Genomic DNA, 24,968 nt, shown 5'->3' on the forward strand with positions numbered 1-24,968 from the left:
GCAATCGCGCATTCCCGAGTTCTTCCTTCTTTGCGCACCGATCGAGGAGAATCCGTTGACCTCCACCCAATCCGCCGACACCGCCGTCGGCACGCGAACCGCCGCCCACCGCCGGCTGGGCGTCCCCGCTGTCACCTTCATGATCGTCGCGGCATCTGCGCCGCTGACCGTCCTCGCGGGAGGCGTCACCACGACGTTCGCCGTCACCGGCGTGCTCGGCGTCCCCCTGTCGTTCCTCATCCTGGGCGTCACGCTCACCGTCTTCGCCGTCGGCTACGCGGCGATGAGCCGGTTCGTGACCAATGCGGGCGCGTTCTACTCGTACGTCGCGCAAGGCCTCGGCCGGCCCGGCGGCGTCGGTGTCTCGATCGTCGCCCTCATCTCGTACAACGCGATGCAGATCGGCGTGTACGGGATGTTCGGCTTCCAGGTCTCCTCCCTCCTGTCGAGCAAGTTCGGCTGGGACGTGCCGTGGTGGATCCCGGTGCTCGTGTGCATCGCCCTCATCGCGGTACTCGGCGTCAACCGCGTCGACCTCTCGGCCAAGGTGCTCGGCGTGCTGGTCGCGCTCGAGTTCGTGGTCGTGATCGTCTACGACATCGTCTCGTTCATCGTCGCGCCGGAGGGCGTCAGCCCCGAGGCGCTCAGCCCGTCCTCGCTCTTCGTGCCGGGCATCGGCGCCGTGTTCGCCTTCGGCATCGCCGCGTTCATGGGCTTCGAGTCGGCGGCGATCTACGGCGAGGAGTCGAAGGATCCGAAGCGCACGGTCGCCCGCGCGACCTATACGGCGGTCGCCGTCATCGCGATCTTCTACGCGCTCTCCTCCTGGGCGATGACCGTCGGCACTGGTCCCAGCGCCGTCATCAGGGCCTCCACGGAACAGGGCCCCGACCTCATCTTCAACTTCCTGTCCTCGCACGTCGGCGTGATCGTCAGCGACATCGCGCAGCTGCTCTTCATCACGAGCCTGTTCGCCTCCCTCGTCAGCTTCCACAACGCCGTCGCCCGGTACTTCTTCTCGCTGGGACGCGAGGGCGTGCTGCCGAACTGGCTGTCGCGCATCCGTGCGCACAGCGGCGCACCCTGGGCCGGGTCCGTCACGCAGACCATCCTCGCCGCCGTCGTCATCGTGGCGTTCGCCATCGCGGGCACGGGATGGACGCCGCCGGAGGGGGCGCCGGCCACACTGTTCCCGGTGCTCACCCTCTTCTCGTGGCTGACCAACAGCGGTGCGCTCGGGCTGGTGCTCCTCATGGCGATCGTGTCGTTCTCGGTGATCGGGTTCTTCCGGCGCGACGGGCGCGGGCTCGGCCCCTGGCAGCGCATCATCGCACCGGTGGTGTCGGGCGTCGCCCTGACCGTCGTCTTCGTGCTGATCCTGGTCTACTTCAACACGCTGCTCACAAGCGACCCCACGGCGCCGCCGAGCGCGACGACCTTCATCCTCCCGGCGATCGTGATCGTCCCTGGCATCATCGGGGTGTTCTGGGGGATGGCACTGAAGCGCCGCAACCCGAAGGTCTACGCGCAGATCGGCCATGGGACCGAGGAGGCTGGAGCTCCCGAGCTCGGCGCCGAGGACGACTGAGCCGGCTGACCGGCACGACGCGACACGGCAACGGGGCGCTCTCCACGGAGGGCGCCCCGTTCCGCGTGTGCCGGCCGGCCCCGCTCAGGCGCGCGCCGCGGCCCGCACGTCCGACGGCGACTCGGAGTACGCCGCCTTGAACACCCGGCTGAAGTGCGCCGCATCCACGAACCCCCACCGCGACGCGATGGATGCGACCGACTGGTCGGCGTGCAGCGGGTCGACGAGGTCGCGTCGGCACCGCTCGAGCCGACGAGTGCGGATCCACGCCGAGACCGTCGTGCTCTGCTCCTGGAACAGGCCCTGCAGGTGCCGGGTGGAGATGAAGTGCGCGGCCGCGATCTGGGTCGGCCCCAGATCGGTCGAGGCGAGGTTCGCGTCGATGTACATCCGGATGCGCTGCATCAGCGCGCGGTGCGGGTCGATCGTCTCCGTGCGGGCGTCGAGCTCGTCGGCGAAGAGCGTGGTCACCAGGTCGAGCGCGCTGTGCGCGAGCCGGGTGCCGGTCGGCCCGGAGAGCTGGTCGAGGTTGCCGACCAGCTGGGCGAGGAACGGCACGATGATGCCGCCGACGCCCGAGCGTCCATCGAAGCGCACGGCGGTCAGCTGTGCGACGAGCTCGCGCGGGAGGTCGATGAGGTGCTTCGGGAACATCACGACCATGGTGCGGAAGTCGTCGTCGAAGACGAGCGAGTACGGCCGGTGCGTGTCGTAGACGGCGAGGTCGCCGGGGCGCAGGAACGCCTCCCGGTTGTCCTGGATGAGCAGCCCGGTGCCCGAGAGCATCATGCTGAGCTTGTAGTAGTCGCGGTCGGATCGCGCGATGAGCTCGGGGGTCCGTTCGACGACGTGCTGGGAGGCGCTCACCTCCGAGACGTGCACGGTGTCGGCGGTGGCCATCCGGATGCGGCCCCAGAACGGGTCGGGCCGGTCGCTGGTCACGTGCAGTGGCACGAACGATTCGGAGACCGCGGTGCGGAACGCGCTGAAGTCGCGCATGGCACTGGACGCCACTCGACTCTCTGAGCGCGACGGCGACGGTTGCGACGGTTGCGCCGGCTGGTGCGACGACTGGGGAGCCTGCTGCTGGGCGATGAGCACGATCGACCTCACTGCGGACCGGGGACGACTTTGTATACGATCCGTGATGCGGATCGTATCACCCCGCCCTGCGGGGCTGCCAGAGAACGAGGCTGTCCACCTCTCCGGCACCCGCGCCCGACAGCTCTGCACCGCTCGTCATCGGCCGTGCGTGCACGGTCAAGCGTCTCCGGCCCTCCCGGTCGGAGACTGGGGCGAGGACCGTTCCACTGGAGGAGACCCGATGTCGGATTACACCGAACTGCTCGCCCGCGTCAGCGCGCCGGAAGGATCGGGTCGCCCGATCCACGATCCCGCCACCGGAGTCGAGATCGGCCGTGCCCCAGAGGCGAGCGTCGACGATTTGGACGCCGCGATCGCGCGCGCCCGCGCAGCACAGCCCGCGTGGGAGGCGCTCGGCCACGAAGCCCGCACGGAGATCCTCCTGCGCGCCGCGGACACCATCGACGTGAACGCGGAGGCTCTCGCTGAGCTGCTCTCCCGCGAGCAGGGCAAGCCGCTGAACGGCCCGAACGCGCGCTTCGAGATCGGCGCCTGCTCCGCCTGGCTGCGGACCTCCGCGACCGTCGCCCTCGAGCCGGAGGTCATCGTCGACGACGGCGAGGTGCACGCCGAGCTCCACTATCGCGCCATCGGTGTCGTCGGCGCGATCGGCCCGTGGAACTGGCCGCTCATGATCGGCATCTGGCAACTCGCCCCCGCACTGCGCATGGGCAACACCGTGGTGCTCAAGCCGTCGGAGTACACCCCGCTCAGCGTCCTGGCTCTCGTGAGCGTCCTCAACGAGGTCCTGCCCGCCGACGTGCTGACCGCCGTCTCGGGCGGCCGGGAGGTCGGCGCGCGTCTGGCGAGCCACCCCGATGTCGACAAGATCATGTTCACCGGCTCCACCGCGACCGGCCGGCGCATCATCGAGAGCTCGGCCGGCAACCTGGCCCGCCTCACCCTCGAGCTCGGCGGCAACGACGCCGGCATCGTGCTGCCGAGCGCCGACCCGCAGGCCATCGCGCAGGACCTGTTCTGGGGAGCGTTCATCAACACCGGCCAGACCTGCGCCGCGCTCAAGCGCCTGTACGTGCACGACTCGATCTACGACGCGACGGTGGAGGCGCTGGCCGAGGTCGCCCGCGCCACCCCGATGGGCAACGGGCTCGACGAGCAGAACGTGCTCGGCCCCCTCCAGAACAAGCAGCAGTTCGACATCGTGAACCGTCTCGTCGAGGACGCGAAGGCGAACGGCGGCCGCATCGTCACAGGAGGCTCCCCCGCGACCGAGCTCGGCGAGCTGTTCTACCCGATCACCCTGGTCGCCGACGTCGCTGACGGCCTCGCCCTGGTCGACGAGGAGCAGTTCGGCCCTGCACTCCCGATCATCCGGTACTCCGATGTGGAGGACGCCGTCGCCAGCGCCAACCGACTGGACGTCGGACTCGGTGGCTCCGTGTGGGGCGACCGCGACGAGGCGCGCGCCGTCGCCGCACGCGTGCAGGCGGGCACCGTGTGGATCAACTCGCACGGCGGAGTCCACCCGATGATCCCGTTCGGCGGAGTGAAGGGCTCCGGCTACGGCCTCGAGTTCGGCGTCGAGGGCCTGAAGGCGGTCGCCGTGCCGCAGATCATCAACGGCTGAGCGGCACTTCCACGATGCTGACGCCCGCGGGCGGAGCGGAGAGCGCCTGATCGAGCTCGCCCTTCGTCCGCGCGGCGCGGTAGTCCCATCCGTACGCGCGGGCCAGCGACGGCACGTCGACCTCGTGCGGCGTATACAGCACCCGATCGAACGCCGCGGTCCCGGCTGTCGAGGCCACCTCGAGGCCATCGAAGATCGTCCCGCCGCCGTCGTTGCCGAGCACCAGCTGCAGGTGGGGCCGGTCCTCTCCGGGCGCGCCGAGGAGCGCTCCCACGTCGTGCAGGAGCGCGAGGTCGCCGAGCAGCACGCGCGTCACGCCGGACGGGGTCCCCGCCTCGGCCGCAGCGGCCTGGCTGGCGATCGCGATGCCCGTCGCCGTGGCGATCGTCCCATCGATGCCGGCGAGGCCGCGGTTGGAGTGCACCTGGATCTTCTTGCCCGGGACGATCCGGTCGGCGTCGCGGATCAGGCGGGAGGCCGCGAGCACCAGGCGGTCGTGCGGCCAGGTGTAGCGCCAGAGCGCCTCCGCCAGCAGCGGGCGCGTGATGGGAGCGCGCACCGCGGCGAGCTCGGCCTTCGCGAACGCGAGAGCATCGGCCGGCTCGTACGAGCGGGCCTTGTCGACGTCGGGCGCCACCGCCGCGGGATCGGCCGCGCGCTCGGCGGCATCGATGAGCCGGCGGCTGGCGAAGACCCAGCTGCCCACCCAGCCGCGCACCTCGGGCGAGCGGAGGTCGACCGTCGCGGGCGGCCGCGCGCCTCCGACGATCCACGCGCGGTGGCCCGGGTCGTACGCCTGGGCCCCGGTAGGAGCGACGACGATCACCTCGACGTCGGAGCGCGTCAGCAGCGCGGGGACCTCCCGGCTGAGCGTGGGATGTCCGAAGACGATCGCGCGCTCGACGCGGGCGCCGAACGCCTCCTCGCGCAGGAGTTCGCGGTAGGCGACGACCAGGTTCGGCCCGAACCGAGCTCCGCTGGAGACCTCAGCGAGCAGCGGGTAGCCGGCTTCGCGCGCGAGTTCCTCTGCTGCTGGCCCCGCGTCCGCGCCGGCGACCACGACGGTGCGCGGCCCTTCCGTCAGCTCTCTCGTCTGCCTGCCGAGTGATTCGGGGCCCGCCGTGGCGGGGAGCGCTCCGTCGATCGGCCCCTGGAGCGCGGGGGCGGCGACGGACAACGGCTCGCGGAAGGCCACGTTGAGGTGGACCGGACCGGGGTCGGCCGTGTCGGCGCCGACGGCGGCGCGTACCGCGGCGAGCGCGAGGCCTTCCGCCGCGTTGGCCTCGGCGATCCGCTCCGCGTCATCCGTGGCTCGGGGCGCATCGACGTCTCGCGACAGGCGCACGGCGACGCCGTAGAGGCCGTCCTGCTGGGTGGTCTGGTTGGAGCGGATGCCGCGCAGCTCGGCCGGGCGGTCCGCCGTCAGCACGATGAGGGGGATGCCCGCCTCGTGCGCCTCGAGCACGGCGGGGTGGAGGTTGGCCGTCGCCGTACCGCTCGTCGTGATCACGACGGCAGGCGCGCCGGTCTCACGGGCGAGGCCGAGCGCGAGGAAGCCGCCGACCCGCTCGTCGATCCGCACGTGCAGTCGCGCGTGACCGCTGTGCTCGAGCGAGGCCGCGACGAGGGCGAGCGCTTGGGAGCGCGATCCGGGGCTGACGACGAGGTCGCGGACACCGTTGCGCACGAATGCTCTCAGCAGCGCCGTCGAGTAGTCGGTGGCGGGATTGCCGGTCGCCGTCTCGGCGTCGGGCACGGACGCGCCTGAGTCGCGGACTCCCTGGTCGGAGTCCGCGGTGAGAGGGTCAGCCATCCCGGCGGCCGGTTTGGTCGGAGTCGGGTCCGTTGTCGTCGAGGTCGGCGAGGTCCTTCTCGAGCTGGCGGATGCGCTCTTCCTGGTCACGGTCGAGCTTCAACTTGCCGAGGAACTCGGGGTCGTCGTCCGGAGCGATCAGGCGACGGTCGCCCGCCCGACGTCGGCCGCGGCCGATGAGGAACCAGAGGATCCCGCCGATGACCGGGAACAGGATGATGATGAGCAGCCACACGGGCTTGGGAAGGCCGCGCACCCTCAGTCGATCGAAGAGCGCGCAGTCCACCACCGAATAGATGTAGAAGACCGCGGCTGCGACGCCGAGGACTATCCAGAGGCGAACCATGGGTCAATCGTAACTCTCAGAGTCCGTCTCTAAGCTGGGAGGGTGAAGCGGATTCCCTCCTGGTTGATCTACACCGTCCTGCGCCTGCTGGTCTTCGCGATTCCGCTCGCCATCCTGCTGGTCCTGGGCATCGTGTGGTGGGCGTCGGTGATCGCCGCCGCCTTGATCGGGCTGTGCCTCTCGTACATCTTCCTGAGCAAGCCGCGCAATGCCGTCTCGTCCGATCTGTACGAGGTCCGTCACCGCGAGAAGCCCGTCCCGTCGGAGGACGACGAGGTCGAGGATGCTGTCGTCGACTCCGCCGAAGCCGCCCGCACGGATGCGCCTGTCGACGCTCCCGCTGAGGCTGCTGTCGACGCTTCCGTGGATCACCACGACGCGGGTACGAAGCCTCCGACCGCCTGATCCGCCAGGCGAAGCGCGCCGGTCAGAACGCGAACGCGACTCCGAGGGCGATCCCGACCAGCAGGCCAGTGATGCTCGTCAGCTGCAGCGCCGTGATGAGTTCCCGTGACGTCTTCGCGAACAGGGTGATGGCGCACGCCGGCAGTGCGGCGAGCAGCGCGAACATCCCGAACCACGCGATCGGGTAGAAGAGCGCGAGCAAGGCCACGATCAGGAACGGCACCAGCAGCAGCACGCAGAACACGATCCGGGACGCGACGTTGCCGATCAGGACGGCAAGGGTGCGCTTACGCGCTGCCTTGTCCGGTTCGATGTCGCGGATGTTGTTGACCATCAGCACGGCGCACGCGATCAGTCCGGCGACGACCGCTCCGTACCAGGCCTCCTGGTTGACCGTTCCCGCGAGCATGAACGTGGTGCCGGCGGTGGCCACGAGGCCGAAGAACACGAAGACGAAGAGCTCGCCGAGGCCGAAGTAGCCATAGGGACGCTTGCCTCCGGTGTAGAACCAGGCCGCGGCGATGGCGGCGGCGCCGATGAGCAGGATCCACCAGTGCTGCGTGAGGATGACGAGCACGAGACCGGCGAGCGCGGCCAGCCCGAAGAACACGAGGGAGACGGTCAGCACCTTCTTGGGTGCGGCCTTCCCCGATCCGGTCAGGCGGCCGGGACCGACCCGGTACTCGTCCGTGCCGCGGATGCCGTCGGAGTAGTCGTTGGCGTAGTTCACGCCGATCTGGAGCAGCACGGCGACGGCGAGGCAGAGCAGTGAGCGCACGGGGTGCCAGACGCCCGGCCCCTCGGCGACCTTCGCCGCTCCGACACCGATGAGCACCGGGGCGATGGCGAGGGGCAGGGTGCGGAGGCGAGCACCGGCGATCCAGTCGGCCGCGGTCGCGGGACGCGCAGCGGTCGCCCGTGCGGCGCCGGGACGCCCGCTCTTCCCTCCGCGCGGTCCGCGCGCCGGGGGCGGCGCCATCCTCTGCATGCGGGGCTTGTTCTCACTCATCACAGTGCGAATCTTAACAACATCGCCTATGCCCCGCTCTCGCGCGTGCCGGCCGCGATCCGGGCGGCCGCGATCCGGGCTGCCGCGACCCGGTCGGGCTTCCCGCTGCTCAGCAGGGGCAGCTCGGCCACCGCGACGATCCGGGAGGGCGCTCCTGCTCGGCCCACGCGCTCCGCGACGAGACCCCGCAGCTCGCCCAGAAGGCTCTCGTCGTCCCGTTGCTCTCTCCCACCCGGCGCGACGACGACGGGCACCTGTCCCCACTCCTCGTCGTCGCTGGCGACAACCACCGCACCCTCCAAACCCGGGATGCTGCGCACCGCCTCTTCGACGGCGTCGAGGAGCACCTTCTCGCCGCCCGAGATGATCACGTTGTCCGCCCGGCCGAGCACGGTGACGCGCCCGTCGTCGACTCGACCCAGGTCGCCCGTCCGGTACCAGCGGTGACCGCCCGCTTCGTGGAAGGCGGCGCGCGTCCGCCCCTCGTCCCCGAGGTATCCCTCGGCGAGCGTCGGGCCGGCGATCTCCAGGAGGCCGTCCACGGCGCGCACCACGGTCGTCCCGATCGGGACGCCGTCGTACACGCATCCCCCTGCGGTCTCGCTCGACCCGTACGTGCTCAGGATGCGTGCGCCCACCTCCTCGGCCCGCTCGCGCAGAGCGGGGGTGAGCGCTTGCCCGCCGACGAGGATCCCGTCGAACCGCCGCAGCGCTCTCGCGACGTCTCGGGCTCCCCCCTCGGCCGCCTCCACCAGCCGGGCCAGCTGAACGGGAACCAGGGAGGTGTACCGCAGATCGTGGCTCAGTCCTTCGGCGAGCGCCGCGAACCGTCCCGCGTCGAAGTGACCGCTCCCGTAGTACAGCGGCTCCGTCTCCGCTGCGAGGGACCGCACGAGCACCTGCGCGCCGGCCACGTAGTGGGCGGGGAGGGCGAGGACCCACTGCCCTTGTCCCCCCATCGCTCCCGCGGACGCCGCCGCACTGGCGAGCAGGGCATCGGCCGAGAGCGCGACGCGCTTCGGCACCCCCGTCGACCCGGAGGTCTCGATCACGAGCGCGATGTTCTGCGCGACCGTCTCACCAGCGGCGCGCTCATCCGAACGGTCAGCCGCCTCCTTCGGGACGACGGCCGGCCCGGCTCCGACGAGCGCGTCGCGCAACGCCTCGAACACCGTCTCCGGCTGCCCGGCATCGACAGCCCGCACCTCCCGTGTCATGTCGCTCCGCTCAGTACTGCCACGGGAACGGCGACCAGTCCGGTTCGCGCTTCTGCAGGAAGGAGTCGCGCCCCTCGACCGCCTCGTCGGTGCCGTATGCCAGTCTCGTCGCCTCCCCGGCGAAGACCTGCTGCCCGACCAGGCCGTCGTCCACGGCGTTGAACGCGAACTTCAGCATCCTGATGGCGGTCGGCGACTTCGTCAGGATCTCCCTGGCCCACTCCAGAGCCGTCGACTCGAGCTCCGCGTGCGGGACGACGGCGTTCACGGCCCCCATCTCGTAGGCGCGCTGCGCCGAGTACTCCCGAGCCAGGAAGAAGACCTCCCGGCCCACCTTCTGCCCGACCTGCCGCGCGAAGTAGGCGCTCCCGTAACCGGCGTCGAACGAGCCGACGTCCGCGTCCGTCTGCTTGAAACGTCCGTGCTCGGCGCTCGCGATCGACAGGTCGCACACGACATGCAGCGAGTGGCCTCCACCCGCCGCCCAGCCGGGCACGACCGCGATCACGACCTTCGGCATGAACCGGATCAGGCGCTGCACCTCGAGGATGTGCAGGCGGCCGCTGCGCGCCGCATCGATCCCGGCAGCGGTCTCACCCTCCGCATACTTGTAGCCGTCACGACCGCGGATGCGCTGGTCGCCGCCCGAGCAGAACGCCCATCCCCCGTCCTTCGGACTCGGCCCGTTGCCCGTCAGCAGCACCACACCGATGCGCGAGTTGGTGCGGGCGTTTTCGAGTGCCGCGTAGAGCTCGTCGACGGTGTGCGGCCGGAAGGCGTTGCGCACCTCGGGGCGGTTGAACGCGACGCGCGCGATCCGTCCCGAGACGTCGTGGTGATAGGTGATGTCGGTGAGCCCACCGAAGCCGGGTGCCTCCACCCACTGCGTCGGATCGAAGATCTCTGAGATTGCCGCTGCCATGCATCAAGACTATGGTCGGCGGCTCCGTGCGGGGTCGGCCGTGCCAAACTTGTGGAATGGAGCCCCAGCTGCGCGACCTGTTGATGACAGCGCGCGTGGTGAGCGTGCCGATGACCTCCCGCTTCCGCGGAATCACCGTCCGGGAGGCGGTCCTGTTCGAGGGCCCCGAGGGCTGGACCGAGTTCTCACCCTTCGTGGAGTACGCGGACCACGAGGCGGCCGCCTGGCTGCACGCGGCCATCGACTTCGGCTGGCGTCCCACGCCTCCGCTCCAGCGCGACCGGATCCCCGTGAACGCCACCGTCCCAGCCGTCCCCGCGTCCGAGGTCGGCTCCGTGCTCGATCGGTACCCCGGGGCGCGGACCGCGAAGGTGAAGGTCGCCGAGCCCGGCCAGTCCCTCGCGGACGACGTCGAACGCGTCCGCGCCGTGCGGGAGCGGCTCGGTCCGGAAGGCCGGATCCGGGTGGACGCGAATACGCTCTGGAACGTGGATGAGGCGGAGCACGCCATCCACGCCCTGGCCCCCTTCGATCTCGAGTACGTCGAGCAGCCGTGCGCGACCGTCGACGAGCTCGCCGAGATCCGCCGCCGCACCGCTTACATGGACATCCCCATCGCAGCCGACGAGAGCGTGCGCAAGGCCGAGGATCCGCTCGCGGTCGCCCGTGCCGGCGCTGCGGATCTGCTGATCGTCAAGGCGCAGCCGCTGGGCGGCATCCACTCCGCGTTGCGCATCGTCGCCGAGGCGGGGCTGCCCGTCGTCGTCTCGAGCGCCATCGACACCTCGGTGGGAATCGCAATGGGCGCCCATCTCGCCGCTGCGGTTCCCGAGCTCGAGTTCGACTGCGGGCTGGGCACTGTCGCGATGTTCGTGCAGGATGTGGCGGTCGAGCCACTCCTCCCGGTCGACGGGTTCATCCCGGTCGTCCGGCCGGCGGTCGACGCGTCGAAGCTGGCCGCGCTGGAGGCGCCTGCCGACCGGCGCGAGTGGTGGCTCGACCGGGTCCGCCGCTGCTACCGCATCGTGGAGCACGCCACGGCCCTGTGAGCCTCTCGGCGGGCACGCTCAGGCGTACAGGCTCTCCGGGACCTCGAGTCCGTAGATCGCCCGGCCGGAGTTCCAGATCGCGGCGCACGCGGCGCGGAGCAGGTCGAGTTCGTCCGTCCCCGCGGCACGGATGCGAACGTCGTTGCCCTCGATCGCGACGGTCGCGTCGCCCACCGTCACCGCGCCGTCACGGGCGGTCGTGGTCGTGGGATATGGCTGGGCCAGCCCGCGCAAGTCGCGGAGGATGTAGGTCGGCCGGGAGTTGGCGTCAGCCGCGATGAGCTGCTTGGCGCCGTCGATGCCGGTCAGCACGAGCACCGAATCGATGCCCGCGCGGTTCGCGCCGAGGATGTCGGTGTCGAGGCGATCGCCGATGAAGAGCGGCTTCTTCGCGCCGAATCGCGCGACCGCCTCCTCGAAGATCGCCACCTCGGGCTTACCCGCCACCAGAGGCAGTCGGCCGGCGGCCGTGTGCACCGCGGACACGAGCGTCCCGTTGCCCGGGGCGATGCCCCGCGCCACGGGGATCGTCCAATCGGTGTTCGTCGCGATCCACGGACGCTCGGTGTCCGTGCGCCCTTGGAGCGCGAACGCGGCCTCCGCGAGCTGCGCCCAGCCGACTTCGGGAGCGAAACCCTGGATGACCGCGGCAGGGTCGTCGTCAGCCGACCGCGTGACGGTGAACCCGCCCTTCTCGACCTCGTCGACCAGGCCGTCGCCACCGATCACGAGGATCCGCGATCCGGCTGCCACGTGTGCGCTGAGGAGGCGGACCGCTGCCTGTGGTGAGGTCACCACGTCGCTCGGCTGCACCTGCAGGCCGAGCTCGCTCAGATGGGAGGCGACCGACGCATCGGTGCGGGAGGCATTGTTCGTGATGTAACCGACACGCACGGTTTCAGCCGCGCCGTTCAGGCTTTCGACCGCGTGCGGGATGGCCGATGGACCCTTGTAGACCACGCCGTCCAGGTCGGCGAGCAGCACGTCCACACCGTCCAGAGGGGTTGATGTGTCAGTGCTCCGTCGGAACAGCGCCATCGTCGAGCTCACCCTTCTCCTCGGCGGTCTCGAGCTCAGCCTCGGGCTCGGGCTCGACGTCTTCCACCGATTCCATTTCGGTTTCGGTCTCGACGTCGTCCACCGGTTCGCCGTCGGCCTCAGCTTCGGCCGGCTCGTCCACGTCGTCCGCGAGCAGTTCGTCCACGTCGTCCGCGAGCAGTTCGTCCACCTCGGCCTCGACGGCCGCAGCGGAGAAGTCGGCGGGATCCAGGAAGACCTCTTCCTCGATCACGTCGACGGTCTCGTGCTCGTCGAAGTCGAGGGCGTCCGCCAGCGCTTCGGCGGCGTGCTCGGCCCGCTCGCGCCACGAGGCCGCCTGATCGTCGCGGCCGAGCTCCTCGAGCACTTCCGCGTAGGCGTGGAAGAGGTCGGGGCTCCAGCTGAACGCACGATTCGGGTCCAGTTGCGGGATCTCGAGCTCGGCCAGCGCGGCCTCCGGCTGTCCGAGGTCCAGGCGGGCGCCCGACATCGCGATCGCGAGGGACACCTGTACGTCGGCAGGCAGCGACGCCTTCTCGACCGATCGACCCAGCTCGAGTGCACGGTCCGGTCGGCCGACCCCGCGTTCGCTGTCGACCATCAGCGGAAGCTGGTCGTTGGATCCGGAGATGCGTCGATAAGTGCGGAGCTCGCGCAACGCGAGCGCGAAATCGCCCGTCGCGTACGCCGTGATGGCGAGCGTCTCGCGCACCATGCCGATCCGGCCGGCACGTCGGGCTGCGGAGAGAGCGTGGCGGTGCGCCTGCTCCGGGTCACTCTCGATGAGTCGCGAGACCATCACCAGGTGCTGGGCGACCCACTCCGCGTTGTCCTTGCTGAGGGTCTTGAGCTCGACGCGTGCCTCGCCCGGGAGGTCGCGGGCGACGACGCCCTCGGGGATCTCCGGGTCATCGTGGTGCGGCCGCACCGAGCGCAGCTCCCGCGAGCGTTCGATCTCTTCATCGGAGCGCAGTTCACGCTCGCGCGCGTCCCGATCTCCGCGCGCCGGCGCCCCGTCGCGCGTCCACAGCTTCTCATCGCGACCGCCACGACCGCCGCGGTCACCACCGGGCCGCTGGCCGTCGCGTGAGTAGCCACCGCGCTCACCACCGGAACGCTGACCATCACGCGAATACCCGCCGCGCTCACCACCGGAACGCTGACCGCCAGAGCCCTGACCGCCACGCGAATACCCGCCGCGCTCACCACCAGAACGCTGACCATCACGGGAGTACCCGCCACGGTCACCACCCGAACGCTGCGCGTCACGCGAGTATCCACCGCGCTCACCACCAGAACGCTGCGCGTCACGCGAGTATCCACCGCGCTCACCACCAGAACGCTGACCGCCCGAACCCTGACCGCCGCGGGAGTAGCCCCCACGGTCGCCACCAGAACGCTGACCATCACGCGAATACCCGCCACGGTCGCCACCAGAACGCTGACCATCACGCGAATACCCGCCACGGTCGCCACCGGAGCGCTGACCATCACGCGAATACCCGCCACGCTCACCACCCGAACCCTGACCGCCACGCGAGTAGCCGCCACGGTCACCCCCGGAACGCTGGCCATCACGCGAATATCCGCCACGCTCGCCGGCCGGCCGATCGGAACCCGATCGCTGCCCGCTCGAGCCCTGGCCATCGCGCGAATATCCGCCACGCTTCGGAGCTCCACCACGCTCGGCACCCTTGCCATAGCCACGGTCGGATCCGCCGGAGCGATCGCTTCTACCCGAGCCGGCACCACGATCCCCGCGGTCGCTAGGACCGGAGTCCGAACGTCGTCGATCGCCGCTACCCGCAGCTCCGCGATCACTGCGCCCGTTCTTCCGGGCGTCCTTGTCGTCTGGGGTGTCGCTCACGACGTCTCCTGTCGAATGGCGGGCTTTCGAGCCCAGCCTACGTTGGGGTGTTCACGCGCGGGTCTGCGAGCGCGGAAAAGGACCTGTTAACGCGAAATGGCCACCCATCACTGGGTGGCCATCTCACAAAGAAGTCCGGCGGTGTCCTACTCTCCCACAGGGTCCCCCCTGCAGTACCATCGGCGCAGAGAGTCTTAGCTTCCGGGTTCGGAATGTAACCGGGCGTTTCCCTCTCGCTATGGCCGCCGAAACACTATTGATGTATCAAAGTGAACGAACAATCATCACGATTGTTTCAGTTCTCGACCGTACATCGAGAACCACATAGTGGACGCAAGCAATCTTGGCTCCTCATACCAGCCTTACAACAGTATGAAGATAGTGATTATCAAATTATCGGCTTATTAGTACCGGTCAGCTCCATGGGTCTTTAGTCCCCACTTCCACATCCGGCCTATCAACCCAGTAGTCTAGCTGGGAGCCTCTCGCCCGAAGGCATGGAAATCTCATCTTGAGGCCGGCTTCCCGCTTAGATGCTTTCAGCGGTTATCCATCCCGAACGTAGCTAATCAGCGGTGCTCCTGGCGGAACAACTGACACACCAGAGGTTCGTCCAACCCGGTCCTCTCGTACTAGGGTCAGATCCTCTCAAATTTCCTGCGCGCGCAGCGGATAGGGACCGAACTGTCTCACGACGTTCTAAACCCAGCTCGCGTACCGCTTTAATGGGCGAACAGCCCAACCCTTGGGACCTACTCCAGCCCCAGGATGCGACGAGCCGACATCGAGGTGCCAAACCATGCCGTCGATATGGACTCTTGGGCAAGATCAGCCTGTTATCCCCGAGGTACCTTTTATCCGTTGAGCGACAGCGCTTCCACAAGCCACTGCCGGATCACTAGTCCCGACTTTCGTCCCTGCTCGACTTGTCAGTCTCACAGTCAAGCTCCCTTGTGCACTTACACTCGACACCTGATTGCCAACCAGGTTGAGGGAACCTTTGGGCGCCTCCGTTACTTTTTGGGAGGCAACCGCCCCAGTTAAACTACCCATCAGGCACTGTCCCTGAACCGGATTACGGTTCTAAGTTAGATATCCAGAGTGACCAGAGTGGTATTTCAACATTGACTCCACGAACACTGGCGTGTCCGCTTCAAAGTCTCCCACCTATCCTACACAAGCCACACCGAACACCAATACCAAACTATAGTAAAGGTCACGGGGTCTTTCCGTCCTGCTGCGCGTAACGAGCATCTTTACTCGTAGTGCAATTTCGCCGAGTTCGCGGTTGAGACAGCTGGGAAGTCGTTACGCCATTCGTGCAGGTCGGAACTTACCCGACAAGGAATTTCGCTACCTTAGGATGGTTATAGTTACCACCGCCGTTTACTGGGGCTTAAATTCTGAGCTTCGCCGAAGCTAACCCTTCCTCTTAACCTTCCAGCACCGGGCAGGCGTCAGTCCGTATACATCGTCTTGCGACTTGGCACGGACCTGTGTTTTTAGTAAACAGTCGCTTCCCACTGGTCTCTGCGGCCTTCAAACGCTCCAGGAGTAAATCCCTTCACGCCTCAGGCCCCCCTTCTCCCGAAGTTACGGGGGCATTTTGCCGAGTTCCTTAACCACGATTCTCTCGATCTCCTTGGTATTCTCTACCTGACCACCTGAGTCGGTTTGGGGTACGGGCGGCTTGAACCTCGCGTCGATGCTTTTCTTGGCAGCATAGGATCACTGAATTCGCCTTGACGGCTATGCGTAAGATCTCAGGCTGTATGAGAGACGGATTTGCCTATCTCTCGCCCTACATCCTTGCCCCGGGACAACCATCGCCCGGTACAGCTACCTTCCTGCGTCACACCTGTTAATACGCTAGCCGCACCAGCATGGGGTCGAGCGTTAGGCCTGGAGCTTCACCCCGAAGGGATCCGTCACCAGGATTAGGACTCTTAGCACCACTGGATTAGCTTGGGCGGTTCTTCGCCGGTACGGGAATATCAACCCGTTGTCCATCGACTACGCCTGTCGGCCTCGCCTTAGGTCCCGACTTACCCAGGGCGGATTAGCCTGGCCCTGGAACCCTTGGTCTTTCGGAGGACGGGTTTCTCACCCGTCTTTCGCTACTCATGCCTGCATTCTCACTCGTGTGGCCTCCACGGCTGGTTTACACCGCCGCTTCGCTGGCCACACGACGCTCTCCTACCCATCAACACGGCTGGACCACGAAGGCCTACCAATAATGTCAATGCCACAACTTCGGTGGCGTGCTTGAGCCCCGTTACATTGTCGGCGCGGAATCACTTGACCAGTGAGCTATTACGCACTCTTTCAAGGGTGGCTGCTTCTAAGCCAACCTCCTGGTTGTCTGTGCAACTCCACATCCTTTCCCACTTAGCACGCGCTTAGGGACCTTAGTTGGTGGTCTGGGTTGTTTCCCTCTCGACGATGAAGCTTATCCCCCACCGTCTCACTGCTGCGCTCTCACTTACCGGCATTCGGAGTTTGGCTGACGTCAGTAACCTTTTGGGGCCCATCGGCCATCCAGTAGCTCTACCTCCGGCAAGAAACACGCAACGCTGCACCTAAATGCATTTCGGAGAGAACCAGCTATCACGAAGTTTGATTGGCCTTTCACCCCTATCCACAGCTCATCCCCTCAGTTTTCAACCTAAGTGGGTTCGGTCCTCCACGACGTCTTACCGTCGCTTCAACCTGGCCATGGATAGATCACTTCGCTTCGGGTCTAGGACATGCGACTGAATCGCCCTATTCAGACTCGCTTTCGCTACGGCTGCCCCTCACGGGTTAACCTCGCCACATATCACTAACTCGCAGGCTCATTCTTCAAAAGGCACGCTGTCACCCCTACAAGGAGGCTCCAACGGTTTGTAAGCAAACGGTTTCAGGTACTATTTCACTCCCCTCCCGGGGTACTTTTCACCTTTCCCTCACGGTACTTGTCCGCTATCGGTCATCTGGGAGTATTTAGGCTTATCAGGTGGTCCTGACAGATTCACACGGGATTTCTCGGGCCCCGTGCTACTTGGGATACTCTTCACGCCATTGGACCATTTCGGTTACGGGGCTGGCACCCTCTGTGGCTGGCCTTTCAATGCCATTCACCTATGATCCTTTGTAACGTTCGCTGTTCGGCAGAAGCAGCAGAAAAGTCCCACAACCCCGACCATGCAACGCCTGCCGGCTATCACACATGATCGGTTTAGCCTCTTCCGGTTTCGCTCGCCACTACTAACGGAATCGCTTTTGCTTTCTCTTCCTGTGGGTACTGAGATGTTTCACTTCCCCACGTTCCCTCTACCCGCCCTATATATTCAGGCGGGAGTCACTGGGTCACCCAAAGGGCCCAGCGGGGTTTCCCCATTCGGAGATCCTCGGATCAAAGCTCGTTTATCAGCTCCCCGAGGCTTATCGCAGATTACTACGTCCTTCTTCGGCTCCAGATGCCAAGGCATCCACCGTTTGCTCTTAGAAATTTGAAATCACATGAGTTTGAATCGATCGGCTCACCTAAGTGAGCAGATTGACCAATGATCTAATAAATCAGATCATCTTTTGTGATCCGAACCCGAAGGTTCGAATCTAAGATGCTCGCGTCCACTGTGTAGTTCTCAAAGTACGGGCGGTACCTTCTCCGCCGGCCGAGTTATGACCGACAAGAAAAGGTCCAGAGGATTCGGTTCTCATCTGTTCCGATGAGGTCCGGTCCCTCAGGACCCAACAGCGTGCATGTGCAGGACTTCCGGGTCCGAGCCTTTCCTATCCGCAAGGGATGTACTGAGTTCGAGCCGTTCGGCTCTGCACCAATGTCAATGTTCCACCCATGAGCTACCGGCTGAGACGTTTGCTCAGATCCGGCGCCTGGACACCCGAGGGTGCCAGATGCTCCTTAGAAAGGAGGTGATCCAGCCGCACCTTCCGGTACGGCTACCTTGTTACGACTTAGTCCTAATCACCGATCCCACCTTCGACGGCTCCTTCCACAAGGGTTAGGCCACCGGCTTCGGGTGTTACCGACTTTCATGACTTGACGGGCGGTGTGTACAAGGCCCGGGAACGTATTCACCGCAGCGTTGCTGATCTGCGATTACTAGCGACTCCGACTTCATGAGGTCGAGTTGCAGACCTCAATCCGAACTGAGACCGGCTTTTTGGGATTCGCTCCACCTTGCGGTATTGCAGCCCTTTGTACCGGCCATTGTAGCATGCGTGAAGCCCAAGACATAAGGGGCATGATGATTTGACGTCATCCCCACCTTCCTCCGAGTTGACCCCGGCAGTCTCCTATGAGTTCCCACCATTACGTGCTGGCAACATAGAACGAGGGTTGCGCTCGTTGCGGGACTTAACCCAACATCTCACGACACGAGCTGACGACAACCATGCACCACCTGTTTACGAGTGTCCAAAGAGTTGACTATTTCTAGCCCGTTCTCGTATATGTCAAGCCTTGGTAAGGTTCTTCGCGTTGCATCGAATTAATCCGCATGCTCCGCCGCTTGTGCGGGCCCCCGTCAATTCCTTTGAGTTTTAGCCTTGCGGCCGTACTCCCCAGGCGGGGCGCTTAATGCGTTAGCTGCGACACGGAAACCGTGGAATGGTCCCCACATCTAGCGCCCAACGTTTACGGCGTGGACTACCAGGGTATCTAATCCTGTTCGCTCCCCACGCTTTCGCTCCTCAGCGTCAGTTACGGCCCAGAGAACTGCCTTCGCCATCGGTGTTCCTCCTGATATCTGCGCATTCCACCGCTACACCAGGAATTCCATTCTCCCCTACCGCACTCTAGTCTGCCCGTACCCACTGCAGGCCCGAGGTTGAGCCTCGGGTTTTCACAGCAGACGCGACAGACCGCCTACGAGCTCTTTACGCCCAATAATTCCGGACAACGCTCGCACCCTACGTATTACCGCGGCTGCTGGCACGTAGTTAGCCGGTGCTTTTTCTGCAGGTACCGTCACTTTCGCTTCTTCCCTACTAAAAGAGGTTTACAACCCGAAGGCCGTCATCCCTCACGCGGCGTTGCTGCATCAGGCTTGCGCCCATTGTGCAATATTCCCCACTGCTGCCTCCCGTAGGAGTCTGGGCCGTGTCTCAGTCCCAGTGTGGCCGGTCACCCTCTCAGGCCGGCTACCCGTCGTAGGCTTGGTGAGCCTTTACCTCACCAACTACCTGATAGGCCGCGAGTCCATCCTTGACCGAAGTTCTTTCCAACTGCTGAAGATGCCTTCGCAGTTCGTATCCGGTATTAGCTTCCGTTTCCGGAGGTTATCCCAGAGTCAAGGGCAGGTTACTCACGTGTTACTCACCCGTTCGCCACTAATCCCCAAGAGCAAGCTCCTGGTTCATCGTTCGACTTGCATGTGTTAAGCACGCCGCCAGCGTTCGTCCTGAGCCAGGATCAAACTCTCCGTAAATGTTTAGCTCCACAGTCGCAAGCGACTGGGAAACATTGTGCAGGCAGGACAGGAAATGTGTCCAAGCACTGCGAGTTTGTCTTGACTAGTTTCGAATATCTACTGACATTCTGTTCTAATCCAAAGGAATCTCGTATCGACCATCAGACCGAAGTCTTTCAAGTCAATACCGAGGTTATTTGGCATTTGACATTGTGCACGCTGTTGAGTTCTCAAGGATCGGACGCTCTCACCTTTCACCCTCTCGGGCTGCTCTGTGAGGCAACTTCTCTACCTTACCACTCTCAGTCAGTTTGTCAAGTCGGCCGTTTCGCGCTCTTTCGTTCATCCATCGTGGGATACATCCGATTTGCACGAACCGAACCGGTTAGACCTGTTCAGTGAGTGGGGTGTTAATCCTAAGCGCAACAAAGGAACTCTTACAAGTTCCGATTTGCCGCTAGGCTAAGGATTTGGTCCCTCTTGAGGCCGGGAAGCTCTTCCGCTCTCCCGCACCTTTGGGGTGACAAGTAAGTACTTTACGCAGGTCCCCGAGAGCGTGCAAATCTCGCGATCATCCCGGGCGTGTCGCGCTTGACTTCCGCGGAATCACGCGGATTTTCGTGAAGCGCCCCGACGGGTGCCGACCCGCCGTCGGCGGTAGTCCCCGCTGAAGAACCAGCCCCGGAATGACGAAAGCGCCGGCCCGGATCCTGTGCAGGATTCCGGCCGACGCTTTTCGGTCGACGTGAGGGGGCGGGTCACAACCCCGAGTACGTGTGCAGTCCCTTGAAGAACACGTTCACGATCCCGAAGTTGAACATCACGGCGGCGAAGCCGATGATCGCCAGCCAAGCCGAACGGGATCCGCGCCATCCGCGGGTGGCGCGAGCGTGGATGTACCCCGCGTAGATGACCCAGATCACGAAGGTCCAGACCTCCTTGGTGTCCCAACCCCAGTAACGACCCCATGCCTTCTCGGCCCAGATCGCTCCGGCGATGAGGGTGAAGGTCCACGCGATGAAGCCGACGATGTTGATCCGGTAGGCCAGGTTCTCGAGCGCGACCGAACTCGGCAGGGTCGCGAGGAACCGGAACTGCTGCGGACGCGACTCCACGATCTGCCGCTCGCGCCGGTACTGCAGCAACTGCAGACCGGAAAGCGCGAAACCGAGCGCGAAGAAGGCCGTGCCCAGCACGGCGACGATGATGTGGATGACGAGCCAGTACGACTGCAGTGCCGGCTGGAGCGGGACCACCGGAACGTAGTACCGAAGAAGGGCGATGCCCTGGAGCACCAGGACCAACCCGACGATGAACGTCCCGAGGTACTTGATGTCCCACTTGAGGTTGGCGACCAAGAAGACGCCGATGATGACAAGGGTCCCCGTCATCGAGAACTCCCACATGTTTGCCCACGGGACCCGGGCGGCCGCGATCCCGCGGAGCACCGTCGCCACGAGGTGGAAGGCGAAGCCGATGATCGTGAGCGTGAAAGCCCAGCGGATCGACGTCGACGAGACCGACCCGTTCATCACATCGTCCTCGATGCGCGAGCTGATCCGGGACGAGAGCCGTCCGAGCGCAGAACTCGGTGGTGCCTCCACGTGCGGGGATCCACCGGTGTCGGCTGTGATCGTCGTGCGCGCTCCCGCGTTCGCCGGCACGGCGGCGCGCCGGGCGACGGCGCTGGGAACCGATGCGGCCTCGACCGCTGTCACCCGCGCCCCGCGTCTGGCGAGATCGAGCGCGAATGCGATGAACGCGGCGGCGTAGACCCCCATCGCCGCGTAGATGAACACGGTGGAGAGCTGGGACAGGGTCTCGGTCACGGTGAAAACCTAATTCTTCTGTTGGCGGGTGAGGGAGGTCGCGTGTTCGTCCGCGATGGCGGAGACGGCGGCGATCAGGTTGGGGTCCTCACCACGGGCGAGGCCAGCGTACTCCAGCGTGAGCGAGCCGTCCTGGTTCTCGACGGCTTTCACCCAGATACGACGTCGCGGGACGAACAGGGCGGTCAGTAGTCCGGCGAAGATCAGCACCGCGAAGGCGAGCACCCACCCCTGCGCGGGATCGTGATGAACGTCGAGTGAGACGTAACGCTTCACGTTGTCGAGCGAGATCGTCCCGAGGCCGTTCGGAAGCTCGACCGTCTGGCCGAGCTTGATCTGCAGGGCCTTGGTCGTAGTCGGCGGGCCGGCCACCTGCTTCAGCTTGTCCGTGTTGAGGCTGTAGACCGATTGCGGGACGCCGCTGTCGACGCCGAGATCTCCGACGTACACGTTCAGGCTGAGCAGCGGATCGTTCAGACCCGGGAACGTGGAGGTCAGGGCTCCGCTCGCCGTCTGGCTGTCGCCGACGGTCGGATAGAAGAAGCCCCTCATCCCGACCTGGTCCTTCAATCCGTCCGGGATCTTGATCCAGCCCAACGAGGTGAGCCGCGCGTCCTCCGCCAGGAACGGGACGGAGTCGCTGAAGACGACCTTGCCGCTGGGGTCGCGCACCGTGACGGTCGGCGCATATCCGTTTCCGAGGAGGTACACGTTCGTCCCGCCGATGGCGAGAGGTTCGTTCACCTTGATGGTGGTCGAGCTCGACGCATCGCCCGGCCCCGTCGTCTTCACGTGCGCCGTGTAGTCGAGCGGAGCGCCGACCGCGTTCTTGTTCTTGGTCTCGTACGACACGTCGAGCTTGTCAACGCGGATGGAGAACGGTGCGAGAGCCGCGTCGCTGAAGAAGCGTCCCGGGTTGAACGAGTTGTACGAGGGCAGGCTGTTCACGAAGCTCTGCCCCTCGACGACCACCTTCTGCCCGGTGTAGCCGAAGCCGCCGCCGACGCCGATCGCGACCAGGACGCCCAGGAGGGCGATATGGAAGACCAGGTTTCCGCTCTCACGCAGATAGCCGCGTTCGGCCGAGACGGAGACCGAACGGCCGTCTTCGTAGATCGCGGTCCGGTAGCGGGCCTTCCGGAGGATCTCCCGCGCCTCGGCGATCGGCTCGGGCGCGTCGGCTCGGAGCTCCGACGGCAGGATCCGCGCCTGGAACCCCGCCATCCGGGTCAGGCGTACGGGCGTCTTCGGCGGCTTGGCGCGCATCGCGATGAAGTGGTGCTTCGTGCGCGGGATGATGCATCCGATCAGGGATGCGAACAGCAGCAGGTAGATGGCCGAGAACCATGCCGACGTGTAGACGTCGAAGAACTGCAGCTTGTCGAGAACCGGCGCGAGCTGCGGGTTGTCGGTGAAGTACTGGATGACGCCGTTCGGGTCGGCTGTGCGCTGCGGGACCAGGGATCCGGGCACGGCCGCGACCGCCAGCAGCAGGAGCAGGAACAGTGCCGTCCGCATGCTCGTGAGCTGCCGCCAGAACCAGCGCAGCCACCCCAGGGGGCCCAGCTTCGGCTGGACGACGTCGGGGTCGACGTGCGGAGGCGCGGAGTCGATGTGATCAGAGGGCCGGCTCAAAACCTTGGATCACCGCCAAGAACTGGGACATGATTGCGCTCCAGAGGCCCGAGGCCATGAGAATGCCGATGATCACCAGCAGGACGCCGCCGATGATGTTGATGGTGCGGATGTGTCGCTTGATGAAGGCGACCGACCCCGCAACCCAGTCGAAGCCGAGAGCCACGAGCAAGAACGGGATGCCGAGCCCGATGCAGTAGAAGAGCCCGAGGAGGGCACCGCGCCACGGTGAGCCCGTGCCCACGCTCAGCGCGCTGATGGCCGCGAGGGTCGGACCGATGCAGGGCGTCCAGCCGAGGCCGAACACGATCCCGAGGAGCGGGGCACCGATCAGTCCCGTCGCCGGCCGCCAGCCCGGCTTGATCGTGCGTTGGAGGAAAGAGAACTGCCCGATGAATACCAGGCCCATGATGACCACGAGGACGCCGAGGACCCGGATCACGATCTCCTGCCAGCGCACCAGCCAGAGCCCCAGCGCGCCGAAAGCGGCGCCGTAGGCGATGAACACGACGGCGAAGCCGAGGACGAACAGCGCGACTCCGGTGACCACACGGGACCGATCCCGCTTGCCTCCCGGGTCGCTGATGCCGCCGACGTAGGCCAGGTATCCCGGTACGAGCGGGAGCACGCACGGCGACGCGAACGACACGAGGCCGGCGAGCAACGCGATCGGCAGCGCCAGCGCCAGCTGGCCGCTGAAGACGATCTCTCCCACGCCTCCCACGTCAGTTCTCGGCCACGGCGTCGGAGATCAGCGAGTCGAGGATACTGCGGTCGGGGATCGCGCCCAGGATGCGCGCGGAGACGCGCCCCTTCTTGTCGATCACCAGAGTGGTCGGCGTCGCCTTCGGCGGGACGGTCTTGCTGAAGGCGAGGAGCACGGATCCGGTGTCACGGTCGAGGACCGACGGGTACGTCACGCCCTTGTCCTTCTCGAAGCTCGCGGCCGTGCTTGCCGAGTCGTAGAGGTTGACGCCGAGGAAATCGACTCCCTCGGTCTTGTACTTCTGGTAGAGCGCCTCGAGGTCGGGAGCCTCGACCCGGCACGGCGGGCACCCCGCGTACCAGAAGTTCACGACGAGGACGTCGCCGGTGTAGTCCTTGGAGGAGACCGGTGAACCGTCGGCGAGTTCGCCCTGGAAGCTGACCGCGTCGCCACGGCTGCCTGCGGCGAACTCACTGACCGTGCCGTCCCCGGCGATGTAGTTCTGGCCGCTGCCGGAGCGGTACTGCGAGGCGAGGCTGTCGTTGGCCGTGCAGCCGCTGAGCAGGAGCGCGGTCGCGGCGGCCGCGGCGGGCAGCACGAGAGCGAGGCGCCGTCGGGTTCGGGTCTTCGGGGTGCGCATCACACGGCTCCCACATCGGTCGCCGATGCTTGGAGATCGGCGGCGGGCTCGACGTACCCGACCTCGATGAGACGGAGGACAGGTGCGGTGGCATCTGCGGAATCCGCTGCTGGTCCAGGAGCTGTTGCTCCGCCGGCCGGCGTCGCTGCCGGCTCGGTGGTGCGCTCGAAGGTCGTGATGCTCGAGAGGGCGCAGCGCCGGGAACGCGGGTCGTGCCAGAACCGCTCGCCGGCGACCGAGAGATGGGAGATCCAGATGGGGAGCTGGTGGCTGACCAGGACGACATCGCCGTCGTCGACGGACTCGAAGGCGTCGTCGATGGCCGCCCGCATACGCTTCTCGATGCTCGCGTAGGCCTCGCCCCAGCTCGGGCGGATCGGATTGATCAAGAACGGCCAGTTCTGCGGCTTCTTGAGCGCGCGCCGCATGACGGTGCCTTCGAAGTGGTTCGTCGGCTCGATGATCCGTTCGTCGATCATGGGCTCCAACCCGACCGCTGCCAGGACAGGGGCGGCCGATTCGCGGGTCCGCTGCAGCGGGGAGACGCGGACAGCGGTCACGGGGCGACCGCGCGAGATGATCTCGTCGGCCGCGGCCTGAGCCATCCTGTGCCCGAGTTTGGAGAGGCCGAAGCCCGGCAGCCTGCCATACAGGATGCCGTCGGGATTGAACACCTCGCCATGGCGGACGAGATGAACCTGGCTTGCTACCACAGCCCCAGTCTACGGAGCCTCTTCCCTTGAATTCACTGAGCGCGGG

17 protein-coding genes and 3 rRNA genes are annotated in these 24,968 nt (G+C 65.8%); 4 read left to right on the forward strand and 16 right to left on the reverse strand.

Translation table 11 applies throughout. The features are described from left to right. Positions 1–139 precede the first annotated feature (139 nt). Positions 140–1,588: an APC family permease gene (locus HNR14_RS07425; RefSeq protein WP_425485049.1), complete on the forward strand. Its 1,449-nt coding sequence runs from the start codon at positions 140–142 to the stop codon at positions 1,586–1,588. Between the two features lie 84 nt (positions 1,589–1,672). Here the strand turns inward: HNR14_RS07425 and HNR14_RS07430 are convergent, their stop codons facing one another. After that, complete coding sequence (locus tag HNR14_RS07430) at positions 1,673–2,587, reverse strand: AraC-like ligand-binding domain-containing protein (protein ID WP_051337083.1); 915 nt, start codon at positions 2,585–2,587, stop codon at positions 1,673–1,675. 325 nt (positions 2,588–2,912) lie between these two features. On the opposite strand from HNR14_RS07430, the gene HNR14_RS07435 reads away from it, so the two are divergent. Beyond that, complete coding sequence (locus HNR14_RS07435; RefSeq protein ID WP_179700540.1) at positions 2,913–4,319, forward strand: aldehyde dehydrogenase family protein; 1,407 nt, start codon at positions 2,913–2,915, stop codon at positions 4,317–4,319. Here the strand turns inward: HNR14_RS07435 and menD are convergent. After that, entirely contained in the window at positions 4,309–6,132 is a 1,824-nt protein-coding gene (gene menD / locus HNR14_RS07440) for a 2-succinyl-5-enolpyruvyl-6-hydroxy-3-cyclohexene-1-carboxylic-acid synthase (RefSeq protein WP_179700541.1), read from the reverse strand. The two genes, HNR14_RS07435 and menD, sit on opposite strands and share 11 nt — an antisense overlap. After that, positions 6,125–6,478: a PLD nuclease N-terminal domain-containing protein gene (locus tag HNR14_RS07445; protein WP_021764959.1), complete on the reverse strand. Its 354-nt coding sequence runs from the start codon at positions 6,476–6,478 to the stop codon at positions 6,125–6,127. The genes menD and HNR14_RS07445 overlap by 8 nt, the downstream gene beginning before the upstream one ends. 42 nt (positions 6,479–6,520) lie before the next feature. On the opposite strand from HNR14_RS07445, the gene HNR14_RS07450 reads away from it, so the two are divergent. Further along, complete coding sequence (locus HNR14_RS07450) at positions 6,521–6,883, forward strand: DUF4229 domain-containing protein (protein ID WP_179700542.1); 363 nt, start codon at positions 6,521–6,523, stop codon at positions 6,881–6,883. A gap of 22 nt (positions 6,884–6,905) precedes the next feature. Here the strand turns inward: HNR14_RS07450 and HNR14_RS07455 are convergent, their stop codons facing one another. Genes HNR14_RS07455 through HNR14_RS07465 form a run of 3 tightly spaced genes read right to left on the reverse strand, consistent with a single transcriptional unit; the run spans position 6,906 to position 10,031 of the window. Further along, complete coding sequence (locus HNR14_RS07455; protein WP_179700543.1) at positions 6,906–7,892, reverse strand: 1,4-dihydroxy-2-naphthoate polyprenyltransferase; 987 nt, start codon at positions 7,890–7,892, stop codon at positions 6,906–6,908. Positions 7,893–7,918: 26 nt separating this feature from the next. Then, on the reverse strand, positions 7,919–9,109 hold the full coding sequence (locus HNR14_RS07460; protein WP_179700544.1) for an AMP-binding protein: 1,191 nt from the start codon (positions 9,107–9,109) through the stop codon (positions 7,919–7,921). 10 nt (positions 9,110–9,119) lie between these two features. Beyond that, positions 9,120–10,031, reverse strand: coding sequence for a 1,4-dihydroxy-2-naphthoyl-CoA synthase (locus HNR14_RS07465; protein ID WP_179700545.1), 912 nt, complete (start codon positions 10,029–10,031; stop codon positions 9,120–9,122). 56 nt (positions 10,032–10,087) lie between these two features. Here HNR14_RS07465 and HNR14_RS07470 point away from each other — a divergent pair, with 56 nt between their 5' ends. Then, positions 10,088–11,080 (forward strand): o-succinylbenzoate synthase, encoded by a 993-nt coding sequence (locus tag HNR14_RS07470; protein WP_179700546.1) that lies wholly within the window; start codon positions 10,088–10,090, stop codon positions 11,078–11,080. Between the two features lie 18 nt (positions 11,081–11,098). On the opposite strand, the gene HNR14_RS07475 is transcribed toward HNR14_RS07470, so the two are convergent. The 10 genes from HNR14_RS07475 to HNR14_RS07520 all read right to left on the reverse strand — a co-directional run bounded on the left by HNR14_RS07475 (position 11,099) and on the right by HNR14_RS07520 (position 24,922). After that, positions 11,099–12,118 carry an HAD-IIA family hydrolase gene (locus HNR14_RS07475; protein WP_179702579.1) on the reverse strand — a complete coding sequence of 340 codons (1,020 nt, stop codon included), beginning with the start codon at positions 12,116–12,118 and terminating at the stop codon, positions 11,099–11,101. Beyond that, entirely contained in the window at positions 12,093–13,046 is a 954-nt protein-coding gene (locus HNR14_RS07480) for a tetratricopeptide repeat protein (protein ID WP_179700547.1), read from the reverse strand. Before HNR14_RS07480 ends, HNR14_RS07475 begins: the two co-directional genes overlap by 26 nt. Positions 13,047–14,118: 1,072 nt before the next feature. Then, positions 14,119–14,235: ribosomal RNA gene (gene rrf, locus HNR14_RS07485) — 5S ribosomal RNA — on the reverse strand. 134 nt (positions 14,236–14,369) lie between these two features. Further along, a 23S ribosomal RNA gene (locus HNR14_RS07490) occupies positions 14,370–17,482 on the reverse strand. Positions 17,483–17,893: 411 nt separating this feature from the next. Then, positions 17,894–19,417, reverse strand: a 16S ribosomal RNA gene (locus HNR14_RS07495). The 16S, 23S and 5S rRNA genes sit together here, the layout of an rRNA operon. Positions 19,418–20,157: 740 nt before the next feature. Then, positions 20,158–21,228 (reverse strand): c-type cytochrome biogenesis protein CcsB, encoded by a 1,071-nt coding sequence (ccsB, locus tag HNR14_RS07500; protein WP_179700548.1) that lies wholly within the window; start codon positions 21,226–21,228, stop codon positions 20,158–20,160. Positions 21,229–21,237: 9 nt separating this feature from the next. Then, complete coding sequence (resB, locus tag HNR14_RS07505; protein ID WP_179700549.1) at positions 21,238–22,863, reverse strand: cytochrome c biogenesis protein ResB; 1,626 nt, start codon at positions 22,861–22,863, stop codon at positions 21,238–21,240. Then, a complete protein-coding gene (locus HNR14_RS07510; RefSeq protein ID WP_179700550.1) occupies positions 22,847–23,587 on the reverse strand; it encodes a cytochrome c biogenesis protein CcdA in 741 nt (246 codons plus the stop codon). The genes resB and HNR14_RS07510 overlap by 17 nt, the downstream gene beginning before the upstream one ends. A 1-nt stretch (position 23,588) precedes the next feature. Then, entirely contained in the window at positions 23,589–24,209 is a 621-nt protein-coding gene (locus HNR14_RS07515) for a TlpA family protein disulfide reductase (RefSeq protein WP_021765520.1), read from the reverse strand. Then, entirely contained in the window at positions 24,209–24,922 is a 714-nt protein-coding gene (locus tag HNR14_RS07520; RefSeq protein ID WP_179700551.1) for a histidine phosphatase family protein, read from the reverse strand. Before HNR14_RS07520 ends, HNR14_RS07515 begins: the two co-directional genes overlap by 1 nt. Between the last annotated feature and the right edge of the window lie 46 nt (positions 24,923–24,968).

Origin of the sequence: Leifsonia naganoensis (assembly GCF_013410615.1) — a bacterium.
GTDB classification, from domain to species: Bacteria; Actinomycetota; Actinomycetes; order Actinomycetales; family Microbacteriaceae; genus Leifsonia; species Leifsonia aquatica.